The organism is Acinetobacter sp. FDAARGOS_494 (genome assembly GCF_003812225.1).
GTDB classification, from domain to species: domain Bacteria; phylum Pseudomonadota; class Gammaproteobacteria; order Pseudomonadales; family Moraxellaceae; genus Acinetobacter; species Acinetobacter baumannii.
On the sequence record NZ_CP033866.1, the window covers coordinates 650,757 to 672,668 of the forward strand.

At 38.0% G+C, this 21,912-nt stretch carries 18 protein-coding genes; 13 read left to right on the forward strand and 5 right to left on the reverse strand.

Features of this window, described 5'->3' with window-relative positions; genetic code table 11:
- The first annotated feature begins 20 nt into the window (after nt 1–20).
- On the forward strand, nt 21–431 hold the full coding sequence (locus tag EG365_RS03310) for a hypothetical protein (protein WP_000069666.1): 411 nt from the start codon (nt 21–23) through the stop codon (nt 429–431).
- A complete protein-coding gene (locus EG365_RS03315; protein WP_001218091.1) occupies nt 432–923 on the forward strand; it encodes a hypothetical protein in 492 nt (163 codons plus the stop codon). It abuts the gene before it with no gap.
- Nucleotides 924–1,023: 100 nt separating this feature from the next.
- On the opposite strand, the gene icd is transcribed toward EG365_RS03315, so the two are convergent.
- Nucleotides 1,024–2,280, reverse strand: a complete 1,257-nt coding sequence (icd, locus tag EG365_RS03320) for an NADP-dependent isocitrate dehydrogenase (protein ID WP_000542119.1) — start codon at nt 2,278–2,280, stop codon at nt 1,024–1,026.
- A gap of 200 nt (nt 2,281–2,480) precedes the next feature.
- Between icd and EG365_RS03325 the strand changes: the two genes are divergently transcribed.
- On the forward strand, nt 2,481–3,269 hold the full coding sequence (locus EG365_RS03325) for an rRNA large subunit pseudouridine synthase E (protein WP_000706554.1): 789 nt from the start codon (nt 2,481–2,483) through the stop codon (nt 3,267–3,269).
- Nucleotides 3,270–3,386: 117 nt separating this feature from the next.
- On the opposite strand, the gene EG365_RS03330 is transcribed toward EG365_RS03325, so the two are convergent.
- Both EG365_RS03330 and EG365_RS03335 read right to left on the reverse strand, forming a co-directional pair.
- Nucleotides 3,387–5,624 carry an NADP-dependent isocitrate dehydrogenase gene (locus EG365_RS03330; RefSeq protein WP_000896679.1) on the reverse strand — a complete coding sequence of 746 codons (2,238 nt, stop codon included), beginning with the start codon at nt 5,622–5,624 and terminating at the stop codon, nt 3,387–3,389.
- A 400-nt stretch (nt 5,625–6,024) separates the two neighbouring features.
- Nucleotides 6,025–7,728 carry a M61 family metallopeptidase gene (locus tag EG365_RS03335; RefSeq protein WP_000903512.1) on the reverse strand — a complete coding sequence of 568 codons (1,704 nt, stop codon included), beginning with the start codon at nt 7,726–7,728 and terminating at the stop codon, nt 6,025–6,027.
- A gap of 172 nt (nt 7,729–7,900) precedes the next feature.
- On the opposite strand from EG365_RS03335, the gene EG365_RS03340 reads away from it, so the two are divergent.
- The 9 genes from EG365_RS03340 (at nt 7,901) to EG365_RS03380 (ending at nt 18,566) form a co-directional block, all read left to right on the forward strand.
- Nucleotides 7,901–9,220, forward strand: a complete 1,320-nt coding sequence (locus tag EG365_RS03340; RefSeq protein ID WP_000667917.1) for a D-alanyl-D-alanine carboxypeptidase PBP6B — start codon at nt 7,901–7,903, stop codon at nt 9,218–9,220.
- A 99-nt stretch (nt 9,221–9,319) separates the two neighbouring features.
- A complete protein-coding gene (locus EG365_RS03345; RefSeq protein WP_000193163.1) occupies nt 9,320–10,606 on the forward strand; it encodes an NAD(P)/FAD-dependent oxidoreductase in 1,287 nt (428 codons plus the stop codon).
- Nucleotides 10,607–10,741: 135 nt separating this feature from the next.
- Nucleotides 10,742–11,224: an FKBP-type peptidyl-prolyl cis-trans isomerase gene (locus EG365_RS03350; RefSeq protein ID WP_000123995.1), complete on the forward strand. Its 483-nt coding sequence runs from the start codon at nt 10,742–10,744 to the stop codon at nt 11,222–11,224.
- A gap of 103 nt (nt 11,225–11,327) precedes the next feature.
- On the forward strand, nt 11,328–12,770 hold the full coding sequence (locus tag EG365_RS03355; protein ID WP_000063728.1) for a cryptochrome/photolyase family protein: 1,443 nt from the start codon (nt 11,328–11,330) through the stop codon (nt 12,768–12,770).
- A gap of 194 nt (nt 12,771–12,964) precedes the next feature.
- Nucleotides 12,965–13,705, forward strand: a complete 741-nt coding sequence (locus tag EG365_RS03360) for a hypothetical protein (RefSeq protein WP_001186267.1) — start codon at nt 12,965–12,967, stop codon at nt 13,703–13,705.
- Nucleotides 13,705–14,601: a hypothetical protein gene (locus EG365_RS03365; RefSeq protein WP_000067476.1), complete on the forward strand. Its 897-nt coding sequence runs from the start codon at nt 13,705–13,707 to the stop codon at nt 14,599–14,601. The genes EG365_RS03360 and EG365_RS03365 overlap by 1 nt, the downstream gene beginning before the upstream one ends.
- A complete protein-coding gene (locus EG365_RS03370; RefSeq protein ID WP_000035259.1) occupies nt 14,588–15,838 on the forward strand; it encodes a glycosyltransferase family 2 protein in 1,251 nt (416 codons plus the stop codon). Before EG365_RS03365 ends, EG365_RS03370 begins: the two co-directional genes overlap by 14 nt.
- Nucleotides 15,839–17,683 carry a hypothetical protein gene (locus EG365_RS03375; protein WP_000750603.1) on the forward strand — a complete coding sequence of 615 codons (1,845 nt, stop codon included), beginning with the start codon at nt 15,839–15,841 and terminating at the stop codon, nt 17,681–17,683.
- Nucleotides 17,661–18,566 (forward strand): hypothetical protein, encoded by a 906-nt coding sequence (locus tag EG365_RS03380; protein ID WP_000744212.1) that lies wholly within the window; start codon nt 17,661–17,663, stop codon nt 18,564–18,566. The genes EG365_RS03375 and EG365_RS03380 overlap by 23 nt, the downstream gene beginning before the upstream one ends.
- Nucleotides 18,567–18,573: 7 nt before the next feature.
- On the opposite strand, the gene wecB is transcribed toward EG365_RS03380, so the two are convergent.
- Complete coding sequence (wecB, locus tag EG365_RS03385; protein WP_000718061.1) at nt 18,574–19,710, reverse strand: non-hydrolyzing UDP-N-acetylglucosamine 2-epimerase; 1,137 nt, start codon at nt 19,708–19,710, stop codon at nt 18,574–18,576.
- Nucleotides 19,711–19,712: 2 nt separating this feature from the next.
- Nucleotides 19,713–20,933: a tetratricopeptide repeat protein gene (locus EG365_RS03390; RefSeq protein ID WP_001988579.1), complete on the reverse strand. Its 1,221-nt coding sequence runs from the start codon at nt 20,931–20,933 to the stop codon at nt 19,713–19,715.
- Nucleotides 20,934–21,185: 252 nt separating this feature from the next.
- Between EG365_RS03390 and EG365_RS03395 the strand changes: the two genes are divergently transcribed.
- On the forward strand, nt 21,186–21,887 hold the full coding sequence (locus EG365_RS03395; RefSeq protein WP_000885355.1) for a VIT1/CCC1 transporter family protein: 702 nt from the start codon (nt 21,186–21,188) through the stop codon (nt 21,885–21,887).
- The last annotated feature ends 25 nt before the right edge of the window (nt 21,888–21,912 follow it).

Consider the following 21,912-nt stretch of genomic DNA (forward strand, 5'->3'; position numbering starts at 1 on the left):
TACTTAAAATTGAGCAAAACATGAGCAATAACAATTATATTGATGAGCTTTTAAAGCTCTTGGCGATGTTCGCTTTTATCGGTGTTTTATTACTGGCATTTAAGTGTCAGACCATCTTTGCACTAGATATGACAACATCATACGAAGTCTCGGTAAGGATTGTTATCTATATTCTCACAGCAGCTATTTTGGGCTTTTTAACACGCAATCATATTGAGTTTACAACACAATTTTTAATTGCTGTTCCATTTGCATACTTTTGGCTAGAGCCAATTCTTGACTACAAAGCCATTCAAACTATCCCAGATGTTCCGTTTTATCTCTCGGGTCATGGTCAAAGTTTAGGGCTACTCATCGTGATCATATTTTGTTTTGCCCTATGGGTATTTAAAGAAACAAGCTCAAACTCGCTTGAGTCTCAAAATGTCTAAATGAGGATTTTTAGGGAGTTTTATAAAGTTAAAAATCGTCACTGTACTCTATGTTTTTATAATATATATTTTAAGCAAATTAATTTATATCAATTAAAAACTCTAAAAATGTTCAATGTATCAAACCCAGCAAATGCCGTTGTTGTAGGTATTATCGCAATAATTGCTACAGTTAGTCTTCTGATATGGAAGTTTAATTTTTATCTCGGTATAGATATATACACCAGTGGAGAGGTGCTATTTAAAACATTATTGTATGCCGCCCTAATAGGACTATTTAGTTACTATTTTCGCCATACAATTAAAATTAGTAATACAGTGATTTTATCATTACCGCTTTTTTTCTTTTGTATTCGGCCTATTCTAAACTACAAAATGACGCATACCATTGGAAATGTACCACTGTATGCAACACATCATGGGCAAGGCTTAATATTACTGAGTTTAACGATATTAGCATGTATATTGTGGGCATATACGGCTAATTCCTAGCTAAAATTTTAACGTTTTAAATTCTTATTTTTTATTATTTTTCAATATTATAAATCTAAAGACTTTAAAAGCCCTCAATTGAGGGCTTTTCTATGAAAGTTTAATCTTCCATGTGCTGAATTATGGCATCGCCAAATTCTGAGCAACGTAACAAGGTCGCTCCCGGCATTAAACGCTCAAAATCGTAAGTTACGGTTTTAGCTGCAATCGCTCCTGAAATACCTTTAATAATCAGGTCCGCTGCTTCTGTCCACCCCATATCACGGAGCATCATTTCAGCAGAGAGAATAATTGAACCCGGGTTGACTTTATCTTGCCCAGCATATTTAGGTGCAGTGCCATGCGTTGCTTCATACACTGCAATAGCTCCACCAATATTCGCACCTGGCGCAATCCCGATTCCCCCTACTTCTGCTGCTAAAGCATCTGAAATATAGTCACCATTTAAATTAAGGGTTGCAATTACAGAGTAGTCAGCAGGACGCATCAAGATTTGTTGCAAGAAAGCATCTGCAATCACGTCTTTAATAATGATGTCTTTACCATTTTTAGGATTCTTAATTTTAACCCATGGGCCACCATCGATTAATTCACCACCGAAACGATCTAGCGCTAACTCATACCCCCATTCTTTAAAGGCACCTTCGGTATATTTCATAATGTTGCCTTTATGAACAAGAGTCACCGAAGGTTTGTCATTATCGATTGCAAACTGAATGGCCTTACGAACTAAGCGCTGTGTTCCTTCTTTGGAAACGGGTTTAATACCAATACCACATCCTTCAGGGAAACGAATTTTTGTGACCCCCATTTCTTCTTGAAGGAATTTAATAACTTTTTTAGCTTCTTCAGAATCTGCTTTCCATTCAATACCTGCATAAATATCTTCCGAGTTTTCACGGAAAATCACCATGTCAGTTAACTCAGGATGTTGAACAGGTGAAGGGACGCCTTGGAACCAACGCACAGGACGCACACATACATACAAATCCAGTTCTTGGCGTAGTGCAACATTAAGTGAACGAATGCCACCACCGACTGGTGTAGTTAAAGGGCCTTTAATTGAAACTACAAATTCACGCAGCGCTTCAAAGGTTTCTTCCGGCATATAAGTACCGTAAATTTTATTGGCCTTTTCACCGCAATACACTTCCATCCATTCAATAGAGCGTTTGCCGCCATAGGCTTTTAAAATTGCCGCATCAACAACTTTTTTCATTGCCGGTGTAATATCTACACCAATACCGTCACCCTCAATGAAAGGAATAATTGGATGATTTGGTACATTCAGTGACAGGTCTGCTTTTACTGTAATTTTATCACCGTCGGCAGGAACCACGATCTTCTGATAACCCATTATGTAGATTCTCCCTTTTATAATATTTAACTAACCAAACAAAAATAATTATCGATAAACAATACTTTCAACTTTTATTAACGCATAATAGCTTAATCGAATTTAACCCTTTTTGAGATTTATGTGGGAAATAAGCAAATTTCGCACTTAAATATAGCTCAATGTTTTTACCGCTTATTTGAAAGAAGAAGTCATTTTTTATGAAAATCGTCATTCTCAACAAACCATATGACGTTCTCTCCCAGTTTCGTAAAGACGAAGCACACATGACGGTCTCTGACTTTGTAGATGACCCGACTTTGCGCATAGCAGGCCGTCTTGATATGGACTCTGAGGGTTTAGTTTTCTTAACTGATCATGGTGGTTTGAATCAGTTCATTACCAACCCTGCGAATAAAAAATACAAAACGTATTTAGTTCAAGTTGATGGCGATGTAACAGAAGAAGCACTCGAGCAGCTTCGTAAGGGTGTAGAGCTTAATGATGGTATGACTTTACCAGCTAAAGCAATTAAGGTAAGTGAGCCTGAATGGTTATGGGACCGCGATCCTCCTGTACGTTACCGTGCCAGCATTCCAACATCTTGGATTGAAATCTCTATTTGTGAAGGTCGTAACCGCCAAGTCCGTCGCATGACCTCTGCGGTAGGTTTTCCGACTTTACGTCTCATTCGTACAAAAATTGGTACGATTGACTTAGTTCAATTGGGATTACAACCGGGCGAAACCAAAGAAATTGAGCCTCTACTCTACCCAGACTTTAAAGATGTTCCGGCTGAACAACCTTATCGTTCACGTTCATATGTGAAAAAACCAGGTGGCACTGGCGGTAAGCCAATGGTTCGCAAGAACAAAGATGGTTCTGCAAAAAAATCTGGTACAAAGCGTATTTGGCAAATGGATGAAAGTGAAAAACCGCGTCGTAAGACTAACGGTACAACGCGTCCAAATACCAAAGCACCACGTGGTCGTAGCCGCAATAGCCGATAAAAATATTTAAGTTTTAAAGCTCACGTTAGTGGGCTTTTTTTAATGACTTTTATTTTATAAAAATAAAAAGCCGGTGCTTATGCACCGGCTTTTAGCTATGTACTAATGAATTAGTAATTAAGCCTGAACAGTTGAAAGCGCTGCATTAAATGTAGCACTTGGACGCATTACAGCGCTTACTTTCGCTGGGTCAACTGCATAGTAACCACCGATATCAGCTGGTTTACCTTGTACTTGAGCAAGCTCAGCAACGATCTTCTGTTCGTTTTCAGCTAATGCTTTTGCAAGTGGAGCAAATTTAGCTTTCAACTCAGCATCTTCGTTCTGTGCAGCAAGTGCTTCTGCCCAGTAAAGTGACAAGTAGAAGTGACTGCCACGGTTGTCAAGTTCGCCTGTACGACGTGATGGAGACTTGTCATTGTCAAGCAATTTACCAGTCGCTTCATCAAGTGTCTTCGCAAGTAACTTCGCACGAGCATTATTTTCTTTAATACCCATTTCTTCTAGAGAAACTGCAAGCGCAAGGAACTCACCAAGCGAATCCCAACGTAAGTGGTTTTCTTCAACAAGTTGTTGTACGTGTTTAGGTGCTGAACCACCCGCACCAGTTTCGTACATGCCACCACCCGCCATAAGCGGAACGATAGACAACATTTTCGCAGAAGTACCAAGTTCCATAATTGGGAACAAGTCAGTTAAGTAGTCGCGTAAGATGTTACCGGTTACAGAAATTGTATCGAGGCCACGAACTACACGCTCAAGTGTGTAACGCATTGCACGTACTTGAGACATGATCTGGATATCAAGACCAGTCGTATCGTGATCTTTTAAGTACTTCTGTACTTTCTTGATCAATTCATTTTCGTGTGGACGATATGGGTCAAGCCAGAAGATCGCAGGCATGCCTGAGTTACGTGCACGAGTTACTGCAAGTTTTACCCAGTCACGAATCGGAGCGTCTTTCACCTGACACATACGCCAGATATCGCCTTCTTCAACATTTTGAGTCAATAACACTTCACCAGTGTCAAGATCAGTAATGTTTGCAATACCTGCTTCAGGAATTTCAAAAGTCTTGTCGTGAGAACCGTATTCTTCAGCTTTTTGAGCCATCAAACCAACGTTTGGTACTGTACCCATTGTTTTTGGATCAAAGTTACCATGCCATTTACAGAAATTGATCATTTCTTGGTAAATACGGGCAAATGTTGATTCTGGCATTACTGCCTTAGCATCGTATTGCTTACCATCAGCACCCCACATTTTACCACCAGCACGGATCATTGCAGGCATAGAAGCATCTACGATGATGTCGTTAGGTGAATGGAAGTTAGTGATACCTTTTGCTGAGTCAACCATCGCAAGTGCAGGACGGTGTTCTTGGCAAGCATGTAAATCTTCAATGATTTCTTCACGTAATGAGGTTGGAAGAGTTTCGATTTTCTCGTATAACCCAGCCATACCGTTATTTACGTTAATACCTAATTCGTCAAACAACTTACCGTGTTTTTCGAAAGCTTCTTTATAGTAGATTTTCACACAGTGACCGAAAACGATCGGGTGTGAAACTTTCATCATTGTCGCTTTTACGTGTAATGAGAATAAAATTCCTGCTTCACGGCAGTCATCAAGTTGTTTCTCATAGAAGTCGCAAAGCGCTTTTTTGCTCATGAACATTGAGTCAATGATTTCGCCTTCTTGAAGCGCAACTTTTGGCTTAAGAACAATGCTCTTACCACTGTTTGTGATAAGTTCCATTTTTACATTGCGTGGACGGTCAAGTGTCATTGACTTTTCACCGTGGTAGAAGTCACCTTCTTCCATGTGTGAAACGTGAGTTTGCGACCATTGTTTCCACTCGCTCATTGAGTGAGGGTGTTTCTTAGCGTAATTTTTAACGGCAGCAGGAGCACGACGGTCAGAGTTACCTTCACGAAGAACAGGGTTTACTGCTGAACCTAGGCATTTGCCATAACGAGCTTTGATTGTTTTTTCTTCTTCAGTCGCTGGGTTTTCCGGATAGTCAGGAATTGCATAACCTTTAGATTGAAGTTCTTTAATACATGCTGTCAATTGCGCAACAGAGGCACTAATATTTGGGAGTTTGATAATGTTAGTATCTGGATCTTGTGTAAGACGACCTAGCTCAGCAAGGTTGTCGGATACCTTTTGCTCTTCACTTAGGTAGTCAGCGAATTCTGCGAGCACACGTGCAGCTACAGAGATGTCACTTTTAACAATCTCGATACCAGCTGGCTTAGTAAAGGTCTCAATGATCGGCAGTAGCGAATAAGTCGCCAATAATGGCGCCTCGTCAGTCAGTGTGTAAATGATGGTTGACTTTTCACCAGCCATATATAGCCCCTTCCGTTGAATTGAGTTTTGAGGACCGAGCTTTTGGCCCAGTGCCTACGAACCGATATGCTTAAATAAAACCCTGAGAGTATCGACTCTCATTGGCTTTCAGTCAACGAAATATCCAGTGATAACGACATTTCGCAGCGAAATAATACATAATTTAAATCTATCGATAATAATCTTATACCTAACTTATGGTAATAAATGTGCTTTTACCAACTTTTTAGGTATAGAACAGTCTTAAATTACATGAGATATCTTTCAGAGTTCTGACAATTATTATACTTTTCATTCAAAACAAACTCAAAGATAAAGACTCTTTCTATGTTTTGAAGTTAGGAAAAAACAAAAACCGATGCACGAAACATCGGTTTTTTATAAATTAATTAACGGTTATTTAGGCTTTTAACCATTTGTCAGCTTTGCTTTGATCTTCAATAATAAGTTCAACTTCAGTTAAGTTTATGCTGTCACTTGTAACTTCAAACGACAATAACTCATCACGGCGGAAAGCCAAGACTGAGTAATTACCCTTTTGTTTAGCATATTTCTCAATAAGTTTTGTGGTCGCTTTTAGTCCATCAATTGCAATAATGACATCATTAGCAGAAATACCCGCTTTAGCACCAGCTCCCTCACGGTGAGCATTTTGTACTAACACACCTTCAGGCTTATCAGCTAGCTTTAAACCATAAGCTAAAGTCTTATCATTTTTAAGCGTATAACTTAAACCAAACTCAGGGAATAACTGATCGAGTGGTAACTCTTCAGTAGTATTAATCAAATGATTGATTTGCTCTAACCAACTATCACCTGTTAGCTCTTCGCATAAATCAAAAATTGTACGCTCATTAACCTGAACACCGTTTTGCGTATTTTCATACAATCGACGCATTAAGGCATCAAGGCTAGAACCACGTAAACGTAAGCCTAAGTCTAAACACAAGGCAACTAATGCACCTTTGTTATAATAGCTCGTGCCTGCATTATTCGAATTTTCATCTTGACGATAAAATTTAATCCAAGCATCAAAACTTGATTCTGCTACTGTTTGAACAAAACGTCCCGGGTTTTGCAAATAGCGATCAATCTGTGACTTCAACAAATCTAAATAAGACTTTTGGGAAATCACGCCACTACGTAATAAAATTAAATCATCGTAATACGAAGTAAACCCTTCAAAAATCCACAGTAGCGAGGTATAGCCTTCTTGATGCAGGTTGTAGTTCGCAAAATTTTCTGGACGGATAAACTTTACTAACCAAGAATGAAAATATTCATGACTGCATAAACCTAAGAAACGTTGATAATCTTTCGAAGGTTCAGTAGGTTCATTCGATTTCGGCAAATCATCTCGTGGAGTAATCAGACTTGTGCTATTGCAATGCTCTAGCCCACCGTAACTATTCCCTGTTGCCATGGTCATGAAGGTATAGTTTTTAAACGGTGCCGAACCAAACAGATCAATTTCGGCTGCACAAATTTTTTCAATATCCGTTTTTAAACGATCAACATTCGTAGCGTGAGTACCTGAAATTACAAACTCATGTTCAATTCCATGCGTTTCGAAGCTAAAACGCGTTTGATCAGCCAGTTCAAATGGACTATCAATGAGTTGATCATAATGATCAGCTTTTAAAGTAAAACGTCCTTTTACTAAACTTTTTGAAGCTAATCCTGTTGCTAACTGAAAGTGTTTTAATTCATCCGGCAAAAAGATTTCTAATTCACATGCAGATTGTTCTTGGCCTTCTAAGCCTAAACACACACAGGCAGGGTTAATATATAAACGCGTTTGATCTACATAAGCGCCACGTACTGATAAATCATATGCATAAACATCATATTCAACAGTAATTAACTCGTGATCGGTGTTAAATAAACGCCAGCGATTTTTTTCAGTCTTTTTAATATTGAGCATGCGTCCAGCTTCATCATAGGCCTTTACTGCCTCGATGTGCTTAGAAAACTCTCGAATGAGATAACTGCCCGGAATCCACGTTGGTAACCATAGTTCCTGATTTGGATTCGCTAAAAAGCGAATTGTCACGTGAACAAGGTGTTGTTTGTAATCATCGAACTCAATTTGATAATGCAACATAAATTCTTCAATTTAAAAATAAGAACGGTTTCACATTAGATTATCACTTTTTTGTATCGACTTGCGTAGATGTATTTTTTGGCAACAATTCACACTAGCCTTCTACAAAAAAAAGGCATAGCATGCTGGGCATCTGTGTTCCGTATTTGCCAGTAAACGTCAAGGTCACCTAGTGAAATTCTTCCTATCTCTTTTTACGCTGTTTAGTATTTTCTGTACTACTCTTACCAATGCTGCTCTACTTAATATTGCTTCTGAAAGTGTTGAAGCCGCTGCATGGACAATTGTAGATACCCAATCTGGTCAAATTATTGCTGAGCATAATAGTCATGTACAACGTGCGCCAGCATCTTTAACCAAAATGATGGTGGCCTACATTGCATTAAAAGAGATTAAGGCTGGAAAGTTAAAACTGAACGAAGTCATTACTGCAACACCAGTCGTAAGCGTGGTGCAGTGGGATGAATCACAAATGTACCTCAAAGCGGGCGAGCAAATTTCAGTTGATCAGCTCTTGGCTGGTTTAATTGTTATGTCTGCAAATGATGCAGCTGTGACTTTGGCTGAAAAAATTTCTGGTGATGTGCCTCATTTCGTACAGCGTATGAATCAAGAAGCACAAGCACTGGGTATGAAAGACACGCACTTTAGTAATCCTGCTGGTATTACAATGCCGGATCATTACACGACAGCTCATGATTTGAGCTTATTAAGTCAGGCAGTGATTCACCAGACCCCTGAATATTTACATTATTCGAAAATGCCGAGCTTTAGCTACAATCAACGTTTTCACCATGCGACGAACCTTGCGCTCAAATATGATCCATCTGTAGATGGCTTAAAAACTGGCTATACCAAAGCAGCAGGTTATAACTTGGCTCTAACAGCTTCACGCCCTTCATTTTCACCGAACTTACCGCAAAGACGTTTACTGGTAATTGTCTTAGGTACACCAAGTGCCGTGAAACGTGCTGAAATTGCAGATAAATTAATGAATCTTGCTTATGCTTATACACGTGATGAAGTAGTTATTCCTGAGCAAAAATTAATTGCTGAATTGCCTGTTATTAAATCAACTTTAAAAATGTTTAAAGTAGAAACTAAGCAGCCAACCATTGTTACGACTTCTTTATATGCTGAGCCAACACCAATTGATTTAAATACGTTTGATTATGCTACACAGCGTATTCAAGTTCTTGATAGCAATCAACAACCTAAAGTTATTGCTCCACTTGAAACAACTCAAACACGTGTAAATATTCAGTTAAATGAGCAAAAGTTAACAGCACCGTTAATGAAAGCGATGAATTTGGCAACAGTTTCAATTTATCAAAACAACCAGCTCATTCGCAGTCTTCAAATTGAAAATGATGTACACATTGAAGAAGCAAATATTTTCCAAAGAATTATGATGTGGTTCTCAAGCCTATTCTCAATCTTTTCATCAAGTGAGCACAGTGCAGCAAAACTCTACCCTATAGATTCGCACTAAAAACATCAAATTGTGCACAGATGCACAATAAATTTTATAAAGAAAAGATGGCATAATTCAGCCATCTTTTTTTTATAGAAAAATAATTAGGTGATAAAAATGACCCAAAACTTACATCATATTGTTATTGTCGGTGGTGGTGCTGGTGGTTTAGAACTCGCCACACAACTTGGTGAAACTTTTGGGAAAAATGGTAAAGCCAAAATTACATTGGTTGACCAAAATTTAACTCATATCTGGAAACCATTACTTCATGAAATTGCGGCGGGTTCTTTAAATCCTCACGAAGAGCAAACCAATTATTTTGCCCATGCAAAGAAACACCACTATGAATTTGTGTTGGGAACATTAACAGCAGTAAATAAAGATAAGAAAATAATTGATTTAATTCCCCCTCAAGTCTCTAAAGAACAAAATACCCATATTCAACAACTCAGTTACGATACACTGGTTTTAGCGCTTGGTTCAGTATCAAATGATTTCAATACACCCGGTGTTCGTGAAAACTGCCATTTCCTCGATAGCCGTAAACAGGCGGATATTTTCCAGCAAGATCTTTTACATTTATATATCGAAGCGCAAAATCAACCCGATCAACGTACATTAAATATTGGAATTATTGGTGCGGGGGCAACAGGTGTCGAACTTGCGGCTGAACTGATTGAAACGACCAAAAACTTTTATCGCTATGGTTTAAAAAAGATCCATCCGAATCAAGTCAAAATTACACTCATTGAGGCCTCAGAACGCATCCTCCCTGCCCTAAGTGAAAAAACAGCTGAACATAGCGCAAAACAGCTTCAAAAAATGGGTGTTGAAATTTTAACTAAGCACCGGGTTGAAAAAATTGATGAACACTGTATCTATTTTAGTAATGGTAACCAGCTCAACAGTGATATTACGGTATGGGCAGCTGGGGTAAAAGCACCAAAAGTACTTGAAAGTCTTAGCGATTTCGAACGTGACAATATTAACCGCTTAATGGTCTATGCAACGCTGCAGACCTATTCCGATCCTAATGTATTTGCATTTGGTGATTGTGCGCATTGCCAACTTGATGCAAGACACCCGCCTCTCGGACCACGCGCTCAAGTTGCTAGTCAACAAGCAAGCTTTTTAGTCGATGCTATGGCTGCTAGACTAAATGGTCGATCACAACCGATGTTTACTTTTAATGACAAAGGTTCACTTGTGTCTTTAAGTCGTAATAAAGCGGTTGGAGAATTACTGGGGGATGTCAGTGTCCAAGGATATATTGCCAAAACGATGTATGTATCTTTATACCGTTTACATCAAGCAACAATTCACGGATACACTCAAGCTGGACTACTCACAATGAAAGATTTACTTACAAGACGAGTACGACCAAAAATTAAGCTGTATTGAGTTGAATTTTTTAAGTTCATCCCTATTTAGATAAAAACGCATTAGAAAAAGTGTTAAAGATTGAGATTTTGTAGTCTACAAAATTTATTTTTCACTTTATGATGTACGCTTTAATTGATTGAATGGATCAAAAACATGACTGCAATTGCAAATAACCACGTGGTTTCATTCCACTATAAATTAACAAACGCTGAGGGTGAAACACTTGATCAATCTCAAGGTGAACCACTTGCCTATTTGCATGGCGCAGGCAACATCATTCCTGGTTTAGAAAATGCATTAACTGGTAAGACTGTTGGTGATAAATTCACTGTTAACGTACCAGCTGCTGAAGGTTATGGCGAATATAACCCAGACCTAGTACAAGAAGTTCCTGCTCAAATGTTCCAAGGCGTTGATAACATTCAACCAGGTATGCAATTCCAAGCTCAAACAGATGACGGCGTTCAAATCGTTACTGTTAAAGCAGTTGAAGGTGACAACGTTATCGTTGATGCAAACTTCCCACTTGCTGGTCAAGATTTAACTTTTGAAGTTGAAATCGTAGAAATCCGTGAAGCTTCTCAAGAAGAATTAGATCACGGTCACGTACACGGTGCGGGTGGTCACCACCACTAAGTCTTCTTTTAGAAGATAATAAAAGGCAAAGCTTCGGCTTTGCTTTTTTTATGTCTTTAATTTATATAATATTCATAGAGTTAATTTATTTTTAGGGACTTGCATGTCAAATGCTTATCAGCTCATTTGGTTTCGCCAAGATTTGCGTATACATGATCATGCAGCTTTATGGCACGCCAGCCAGCAAGGACCTTCACTCGGTTTAGTCATCTTATCGCCAGAGCAATGGAAACAACACGCCGATGCTCCAATAAAAATAAGTTTTTATTTACGACAACTCAGAACGCTTCAGAAAGAGTTAGCAGCACTTCATATTCCACTAGTTATTCAAGTCATTCCCTATTGGAAAGAGATCGCAAACTTTATTTCTGATTTCAGCAAGAAATATAATATTGAAAACGTGTATGCCAATATCGAAATAGGCGTAAATGAATTAAAAAGAGATAAAAATGTACAAGACTATTTAAATCGGCATGGCAAAGAACTATTTTTATTCCATGACCGTACTATTTTTCCTTTACGTTCAATCCGTAACCAATCACAACAACCATATCAAGTATTTAGTGCATTCAAAAAAGCTTGTTATACAAAGCTCGACACAAGCGGTTTATCTCAATGTTATCCGGTCCCTAATAAACAAAATGAAGTACCACTAGATTTTTTACAGGGGAAAAATATTGATTTAGACGAAATTGAAAAACTATTTTGCTCATCTCTCTCAAAAGAACAGCAAGATTTATGGCCTGTTGGCGAACAATACGCATTAGAACAATTAGATCAATTTATTGAAGAATCGGTTTGTCACTATAAAGTCGAGCGCGATTTTCCTCATATACAAGCTACAAGTAAGCTTTCACCTTATTTAAATATTGGTATTTTATCTATTCGACAGTGTTTACAAGCACTCTTTCGCAATCAACATGGCAACTTTCACTTAGTCAATGAAGGCCAACAAACATGGTTAGACGAACTTCTTTGGAGAGAGTTCTACCAACATATTTTATTTGATTTTCCGCATGTTTCTAAACACATCCCGTTTAAGAAAGATACTCAGAAGATTAAATGGAACCATAATCCAGAACATTTAACCGCATGGCAAACGGGTCAAACCGGTATTCCTATTGTTGATGCTGGGATGCGACAACTTTTACAAACAGGCTGGATGCATAATCGAGTACGTATGATTACGGCCATGTTTTTATGTAAAAATCTTTTGATTGATTGGCGCATTGGTGAACAATGGTTTATGCAACATTTAATTGATGGTGACCTCGCCGCAAATAATGGCGGTTGGCAATGGTGTGCCTCAACAGGAACAGATGCCGTACCTTATTTTCGGATTTTCAACCCAATTGCTCAATCAAAGAAGTTTGATCCGGAGGGTGAATATATTCGCCAATGGATAAAAGAATTGACTCATTTGGACAATAAAACGATTCATGACCCCTACTCAAGCAAAACCGATCTTGGTTTAAATTATCCAAAACCCATAGTAGATTTAAAAGAAACACGCCTTAAAGCAATTGAAACTTTCAAGAATATTTAGATAACAATTGAGTCTGCTCTGTTTATTTTTGATGAAAAATTAATAACAAGGTTTGACTATACAGTGGCTTTAATCTACAAATAAACATAATAGATACCTAAAAAGGACAGAAACAACAACTACTTCGCAAATCAACACCTTTCATTATAAAAGTATAAAAAAATTAACATTACAAAAAAGGTAGCATAGGCCACATGCAACAAAAACACCCCGGTAGAACACTCGTCTTATGGATTATCGCAGCTCATCTATTTATGGGAATGGTTGCATACGAGTGGCTGCCTGTGAGTTTTAGAGGAAGTTGGATTTTTATTCTTCTTCTTTTAATTTCAGGTGCTTTTTTAGAAGTCGGTTTGTCTTTAATTGTAGGTTTAGTGGCTTTTATTGGAGTTGCCGTATACTTTTTACTCGACTTAGGCGCACAAACACATATTGAACGTCAGTTACTTTTACTATTCATTATTCCCCTAATACCGCTCTTTCTAAGTGCCGTACGCCACAATATTGAAATTAATGTACAGAAATACCGTGATATTCAAAGCTATGACCGAAATTATCGCCGCGATATTTTCCCGCTCAGTGCTTTAAAATACTTTCAGCGTAGTTTTTTTAAATTACTTGATCACCACAATGTACAAGATTATGAAGTATTCGAAATTCGAATTCTTAATCGCAGTCTGATTAAAGAAATGTTAGGCGATGATGTCTGGAAAACAACTCAAAATGAAATGATTAAAATTTTGAGCCAACATGAACCCAACGAGATTGTTTTCCAGTTTGCAGATGATGATCTGGAAAATATTTACAGTATTATGATTCGCCAGCAGAAAACAGAAGAAGACCCTGTATTCTTAAAAAAATTAAAAGAAATTACGACCTTGCGTCTTGAGGTGGAATACAAAATTGTTCCTCTTCCACCCGAGGAGATGAGCTAATGTCTAATCTTCTTAATATTTGTGGAATTGTAATCGCCTCTAGCCAATATCCAGATGCCACATTACAACAGTTCTATCGACAATATTATCATTGCGAAATTAAAGCTGAGCAAATAAAAGCCGAGGTTCAAAGTCCTAGTGATCTTTCCATGTTTTTCCCTTACCAAGATACATGGTGGCCTGTCTTTACGATTGATCAGATTAGCTCTGAAAGTTTCCAAAAGTTTATCCATAACGGAATTAGACCCGGCATTATCTTGCCAGACGAAGTATTCGGTTTTCCTCACTATTTCTTGTTAAAAGAAGCAGTAAGCCAAGGTGCTATTCCTATTGTGCTTTTTAAAACTGAACAACCTCAATATTTTGCCGCAAAAGCAACTTTTTCGACCGCTATTGGTTTACGCCCAATGGCTGCTTTTGTGAGTACGGGATGGGATGAAAATTTAATTTCTCAACCAGCAGGTAGTTATATTATCCAGCTAAATTCAGCAAATTTACCATTACCCTCAAGAGAAGTCAGACAAGGCCAACATTTTTTTTACTCGGCCAAGGGTTTTAACGGTCATGTTTCAGGTTATGAAATTATCATTAATCCCCCTGCTGATTTACCTCTATCTAATATTCGATATCCTCAACTCGGCATTTCTTGGAACTTTAATAATATTGATTATGAGAGTACTCCTGAACATGTAAGTACGAATCTTATAGGTTATATATTTATTATATTAAGTATTGTTGTTGTTCCACTTGACCTGATTTTAACAACGACGTATCCGGATCTACTCGGCACGTTTGGTAGCTATATTTCATGGATCTCCTTAGTGGTGGGGGCAATTTTATTATTGCTGCTCATCTCTTCTATTATTAGGAGGGTCCGTAAAAATGGCTCCAATTGATATCCTGTTTTTATTTGGCTTTTTAGGTATTTGGATTCCACAAGCATTTTGGGCATGGTTAAGCTATCAAGCGTGGAAGTATTCCAAAACGGCTGAAAAAGAGCTGCAAAACTTACCAATACCAGAAAGATGGCCAGTCTTAAGTGTTTTGATCCCTGCTTATAATGAAGGCGTTGTGATTGAGGACACTTTGCATGCCATTGCTCAACAGGACTATCCGGCAAAGTCTTATGAAGTCTTACTGATCAATGATGGCTCCAAAGACAACACCCTTGAAATCGCAGAAAACCTCGCAAAAATTTATCCTTGCATAAAAATTGTCAATGTACCCAAAGGGATGGGTGGTAAAGGTAAATCAAGAACGCTTAATAATGGTCTTCCCCATGCCAAAGGTGAGTTAATTGTTGTTTACGACGCCGATAGCACCCCTGAACCCGATTGCGTCCGATTACTTGCCCAAACCTTGTTAGCCGATAAAAAGCTAGTCGCGGTAAATGGCAAAGTCAGAACCCGTAACTGGCAAGATAGTATTTTGACTCGTTTTATTGCGATTGAATTCATCTTTTTCCAATGGATCTTTCAAGGTGGACGCTGGCAACGTTTTGAACTATCAACATTAATGGGAACAAATTATGTCATCTGGCGCGATGCTCTAGAGACTTTGGGCGGTTTTGATGAAAAATCGCTAGTCGATGATACAGAAATGAGTTTCCGAATTTTTATCGGACAAAAACGAATTAAATGGGTTCCCTATGCAATCGGTTGGCAACAGGACCCTCCTTCGTTAAGTGTATTCGTTAAACAGCGCTCACGCTGGACTCAAGGTAATTTTTATGTAACACGCAAATATTTACCTGTAGCACTCAGAACCCCATTCCCAATCGGAATTGAAATTCTAAATAACATTATGTGCTATATCCTTTTTGTACCGGCTTTATTCTGGAGTCATATTACCTTAACGCTTGGCTTACTTGATATTGCAGGTATTTCAGTTCCTGGTCCATTTACACTACTGTGGGGACTCTCATTTTGTCTCTATGTAGCACAAATGTGGTTTACGCTTTCTTTAGAAAAAGTTAAACCAGAACTCTATTTTTATTCTGTCTTATCTTACGTAAGTTACTCACAAATCTTCTTATTTATTGTGTTTAAAGCCGCATTCGACATGCTAAAAAATAAAATACAGGGCAACTCCCTTCAATGGTACAAAACGGAACGTAGCAAGGAGAAAAAATAAATGAAAAAGACTTTTGATCTTTACCAAACAGCTCAAGTGCTCCTTGCCAGCACCAGTTTTTTGCTTGGCATGTCTACTCATGCTTATACATGGAAACTCGACGATATTAGTACCTCGACTAAATATACAGTCGAGCCTCACTTTTTCTATATTGGAAAAGGTGCTGAATGGCAAAACATTCAGTTTTCGAGTGACTACTCAACTGAAAATGACACAACAGTACTCGTCAAATATGACGATAAGCTCATTTATAACACTACGCTTAATGGTGATGGCCAATTCAAATTTAATATTCCTGCCAGTCAGAGTGGTTTTCACCGTTTAGATTTTATTATTCAACAATATGCAAAACCAACGACGCTTAACCAAACAAAAGAAACATTCTGTACAGAAGATATTGATCACTTAACTTATTTGAGTAATTCTCAACTCGACTTTACGCCTATTCGAAATGAGTACCGTTTAAAAGATCTACCGGACGCTTTATTTAACCCTCAGGCTAGACGACCTACACCTTTTGTCGGAATTTTAAAATATAACCGTAAAGAAATTACCGAAGCCTCTATGTTGGGCCGATTAGTAAGTTCGTGGAGCTCCGTAACGCCAATTGAATGGGTTGATTCAGGCCAAACCAATCTAAATCCTGAAACGAACTTTATTATTGAAGTGATTCGTTCGGCAAGCCCACTCAAAGGAGGAGCCTTAGTACAAATTGCTAAACTGGCTGAAGGTGTACCGACGCTATCTATTACTTATCACACTCCACAAGAGCTTACCGCTGCCATTAACGGGCTAATTAATCCAACTTATGTGCAACAGCTTGATACGGGTAGCGCTATTTTTCCAACTACAATCTCAGCACCAGCTTGGGCGCAATTTAAAAAAATTGATACGCTTGCAGATCTAGGTATTCAGGATTTTCGACTAAATCATGCCGAAAAGAATTTATTTCTTGATTTTCCGGCAGTATGGCAACCTACTGATATTCTGCAAGGGCAAATCGCACTTCGTATTCAAAGTGGACTATTACAAGGTTCAAATATTACAGCATGGATTGATGGAGGACTTGCAGGAAGTATGAAAACGGCGGATCTCGCATCCGACCCTGTAAACCGACAGTTCAACATCTTTGCCAAGGAAATTTCAAATACAACCAACTTTAGCTTGAAACTTGAAAACTCGGTTATTGCCAATTCTCAATGTTTACCCAATGCTCACGGCTCACTTTGGGTTGATACCGCCAAATCAACGGTAAAACTTCCCCATAAACTTAAAAATGGTGTTGCTGCTCTTTCAATGACCTTAGCCACCAAGCCAACGATTGCAATTGATGACCAATCAGGGGCATTAAATATTGCCATTATTTTAGGACAAGTCGCTAAAAACATGCTGCTGACACAGGCACCAATGCCAGTGAACCTAGTACGCTTCTCTCCGACTTCCCCACAAGCAGTGAATGTGAGAGTGAACAAAGAGATTTATCAGCAACAAGTCTTAATGCATCAAAATATTATTTATGCACCCGCAGCAGCGAATGGCTTTATCGTAAGTTATAACAATAACCGCTTCGATGTAATTACAGACTCTGAAAACGGTGCACAAACCTTTATGCATTTATGGGGAAAAATACAGCATAAAATCCCAAATAATGTGACCAAAATGCTGGTGTCTGAAAACGGCAATATTTATGTTCTTCAAAAATTAATTGTAGGTAATCAAAAAGCGCCATTAGTTCAGCAATCATCATTCTTTTTATTAGTTGTGATTATCTCTGCAATTATGATAATAGTGATCTTCTTGTGGTATTGGTTACGACGTAATAATGAAAAAACAGATACCAATTAAAATAACTGCTTTTATTATTTTAATTATATGTAGTGTAGTGGGTTATGCGGGGTTGTTCAAAAATCATGGGCAACCTCCCATTATTGAGGGTATCTTCTGGCAACCTGACAATGATACTACTCCTCCTAAAGGAAACTGGCATTACTTAGGAATAAATACTTTTGTTCCCCAATGGTCAGTCGTTGAATCTAAATCTTGGTGGAAAAACTCCAATCTTCCTCAATGGGAAAAAGCCATTGATTTACAAAAAATTAAACAGCAACCTTGGGCTAAAAATCTTATATTGGGGTTAGCAGGTGAATATAATGAACACGAAGCGCGTGCTAATGTCGTTGCTTTGGGAGAAAAATCTGCACAAATTATTCAAGAACAAAATGATGCATCTTTAAAAGGCTATTATTTTCCAGTAGAAGCCGACCCAACATGGCTAAGAGTAAGTACCTTAGGACATGTTTTGGAAAAATTACCCTCACCTATTTGGGTTAGTGTTTATAGTGGTGAAAGTGAACCCGAAAACTACGATTTATGGGTTAAAAGCTGGCTTCCTCAACAAGCAGGCGTTTTTTTCCAAGATGGTGTAGGTGTCGGAGTAAGAACTCCCGAACAAGCTAGACGCATTTTAGATCAACTTGAGCAGACACTTGGAAAAGATAAAACGGTTATTGTTTTAGAAGCATTTCGAACCAAGAAAAATGGTCAATTTCGTGCAGCCTATCCTTGGGAAATTATCTCTCAAATTAAGGCGTATGAAGGGAAAAAAATTTATATTTTTGATGGCCCCCACTATATGGGCCGATGGTCCGTTTATATTGTCGGTCTATGGTATCGATTCGTTTATGGCAGCACACCCGCCACCATAAACGGACCAGAAAACTCAAAATAAATGATCTCTAGTTATAAGTTCTGGCAATTTCATCTAATATTCGCTGGGCAGCACATCCATCACCAAACGGATTTTCAACATGAGCCATTTTTTGGTAATGCTGCGAATCCGTTAAAAGTTTCTCAGCCTCTTCAATAATTTTCTGCTGATTTGTTCCAACCAATACCCCTGCTCCCACCTCTACCACTTCCGGGCGTTCAGTCGTGTCTCTTAAAATTAAGACAGGCTTATTAAATGATGGGCTTTCTTCTTGTAAACCACCAGAGTCCGTTAAAATAAAGGTGGAGCGGTCGATAACGGCCAATAAACTTGGATAATCGAGTGGCTTCACAAGATGAATTTGAGCATGATTTTTAAACTTATCGTGCACTACATTATGTACAGCAGGATTTAAATGTACAGGCCAAATAAAATGTAAATCAGGATGATGTTTTGCTAAATACTCAACAGCATTACAAATATTCTGAATTCCTTCGCCAAAATTCTCACGGCGGTGAGCAGTTATAAGTACAACTTTATCATTTTGTTTTAATTCAATTCCGTAAGGCTCAAGTTGATTTTTCAAACCCGTCTTTTCAGCTATGAGTTTCCTTCCTAAATACACAGCATCGACTACCGTATTCCCTGTCACTGTAATCAATGAAGGTGGAATCTGCTCATTTAACAAGTTACGCTTTGATTGTTCTGTAGGGGCAAAATGCCATTTGGTAATACGAGAAACTAACTGGCGGTTGCCTTCTTCAGGAAATGGATGATCTAAATCATAAGAACGTAAACCCGCTTCGACATGGGCAACAGGAATCTTCATTGAAAATGCAACTAGCCCAGCAGCTAATACGGTTGTAGTATCACCTTGAATAACAATTGCATCTCTTTTTTGACTATCTGTATAGATATTTTCAAGTTGCGTTAAGCCATGAATTAAAAGCTGATTCAGGCTTTGTCCAGCATTCATAATTTTAAGACGATGATCAATTTCAACCCCAAAGAAATCTATCGCATCTCGAACTAATTCATCATGTTGTCCTGTAAAAATAACTTCTACCTGAAATCGTGAGTCTTGTTTTGCTAATAAAATTACCGGAGCCAACTTTATGAGCTCTGGACGAGTACCAAATACAATTGAAATAAAAATTTTCTTCATTATTAGAAATCCTTATAAAAAACAAGTTCTACACGAGTATTGTTGTAATGATCTTTTGTATTAACCGGTACGTCTTTAAAATAATTGCCATATAGACGTTCAACCCGTAGTTTTATCGGTTGATAATTAAAAGGCTGCCATGAAATGCCTGGGCCATATTCAAATAAATTATTGTAATATTCATCTTCGCTATCCGCTAAGCCATGCAATTTCACATAAGCCTGCACAGACCCACTCTCACCCTTATAGAGATTTAAACCTGTGCGTAAGCGTAAGTCCCCAATAACGTTATAGTCCTCTCTCGAATAAGTCGCGACATTGCCATATAAGTCAGTAAAATAATTATCTAAACAAAGTGAATGATCGCAGTTTGATTGTGAATACCATTCTTGATAACCCGTTACACCGCCTACAACACTCTCACGAAATCGCTTTCTATTTCTATCAATCAAGTCATAACTTCCACCAACTTCGACATAGGCTCGCACAGGAATGGAAGTCCATGGTTGATAATTTGCCCCCACCCCTAAAGTGGCTGCATTTTCATCAATAATTTCAGGTCGGACCCCACCTTGTGATTGAGTATCGCGGTTTAAATTAAGAAAGCCATATACTTGGGCTCGCCCGTTATCGATGTTTTTGCCATACCTCATTTTTAAAGGAAAAATCACATCGTCATAACGTGACTCATAAGACGGTGCAAAATAAATATCTCTAAAATATGGTTTAACTTCTCCCCCACTTAAATTTTTAACTGCCTGAGATGCTTTAGCAGCAATTTCAGGGTCTGAAGAGGAACTTAACTCTTTAAATAAAACCAATGCTTCACGATCTTTTTTCTGCTGATTCAGCAAATAAGCTTCTTGTAATTTTAAGGTGTCATCTTGAGGAGCTAAATTTCTTGCTTGCCTTAAGCTTTGTAAAGCTTCTACCCTTTTTTCAAGCCGAATCTGTAAATAAGTAAGACTTTTCCAGACTTTAATATCGGTTGGTGTCAGTTTACTAAGCTCAACTAATATTTTTTCTGCTTCTTGCGGTTGAGACTGTTCAATTTTATAAAATCTATCCCATTTATCATAAATAGGGTTACCGGGCTTATATGCAGGGTCGACTTGCTCTTGTGCATAAACTGAGCTTATACCGATCATTCCCAAAGAAGAGATCACTGCTCCCATCAGTAATATTGAATGTGTTATAGAGTTTATTGTTTTGATATTTTTCATTTTCACCTCTACAGTAAATTAGACTTATTAGGGAGGGCAAGTCTCTGGAATGATCAATAAATATTATAATTAAAAATAATAAGTTACATCGTTAAGTTAGGTTAAGGATGTTTTAAAATAATTGTTTAATCTCCATTTTTATTATTGATCTATTCTGTCTTATCCCTAAATTTCCTATAATAATGACATATTTTTTGACCAATAAATTGTAAAATTTCATAGCATTTATAAAACATTAATAAGGAAAAACACATGGCTTTTCCACATCATACAGAGCATCATGCCATTCAACGCTCAGGTTGGCTAAGAGCCTCAGTATTAGGCGCTAATGATGGCATTATTTCAGTGACTAGCTTAATTATGGGGATGGCTGCAAGTGGGGCAAGCTCACATACTCTATTTATCACTTGTATTGCCGGGCTCATTTCAGGCGCAACCTCAATGGCTGCCGGAGAATATATTTCGGTTAAATCTCAAGAAGATATTGAAAAATCAGATTTAGCTATTGAGGCAAAAGAATTAAAAAAATACCCTCAAAAAGAATTGGATGAATTAACTCAAATCTATATTTCTAGGGGACTTTCAAAAGAACTAGCAAAGGAGGTGGCTATTCAGCTTACAACTCATGATGCTTTGGGTGCACATGCCCGAGATGAAATCGGTATTCATGAAAATACGGCGGCAAAACCAATTCAAGCAGCACTCTCCTCAGCAGCATCATTTTCATTTGGGGCATTTTTCCCTATGCTTGCCATTTTGTTTAGCCCAGAGCATTTAATTATGCCAAGTGTGCTTATTACAGGTATCGCGGCATTAGCAATTTTAGGTGCCCTTTCGAGTTATTTTGCAGGCACTTCTAAAATCAAAGGTAGTTTACGTATTACCTTATGGGGTATTTTAGCGATGGCTTTTTCAAGCTGGATTGGTTCCTTATTTAATGTCACTCCTTTATAAGAGAGTTTTTTAAATAAGACTCTTA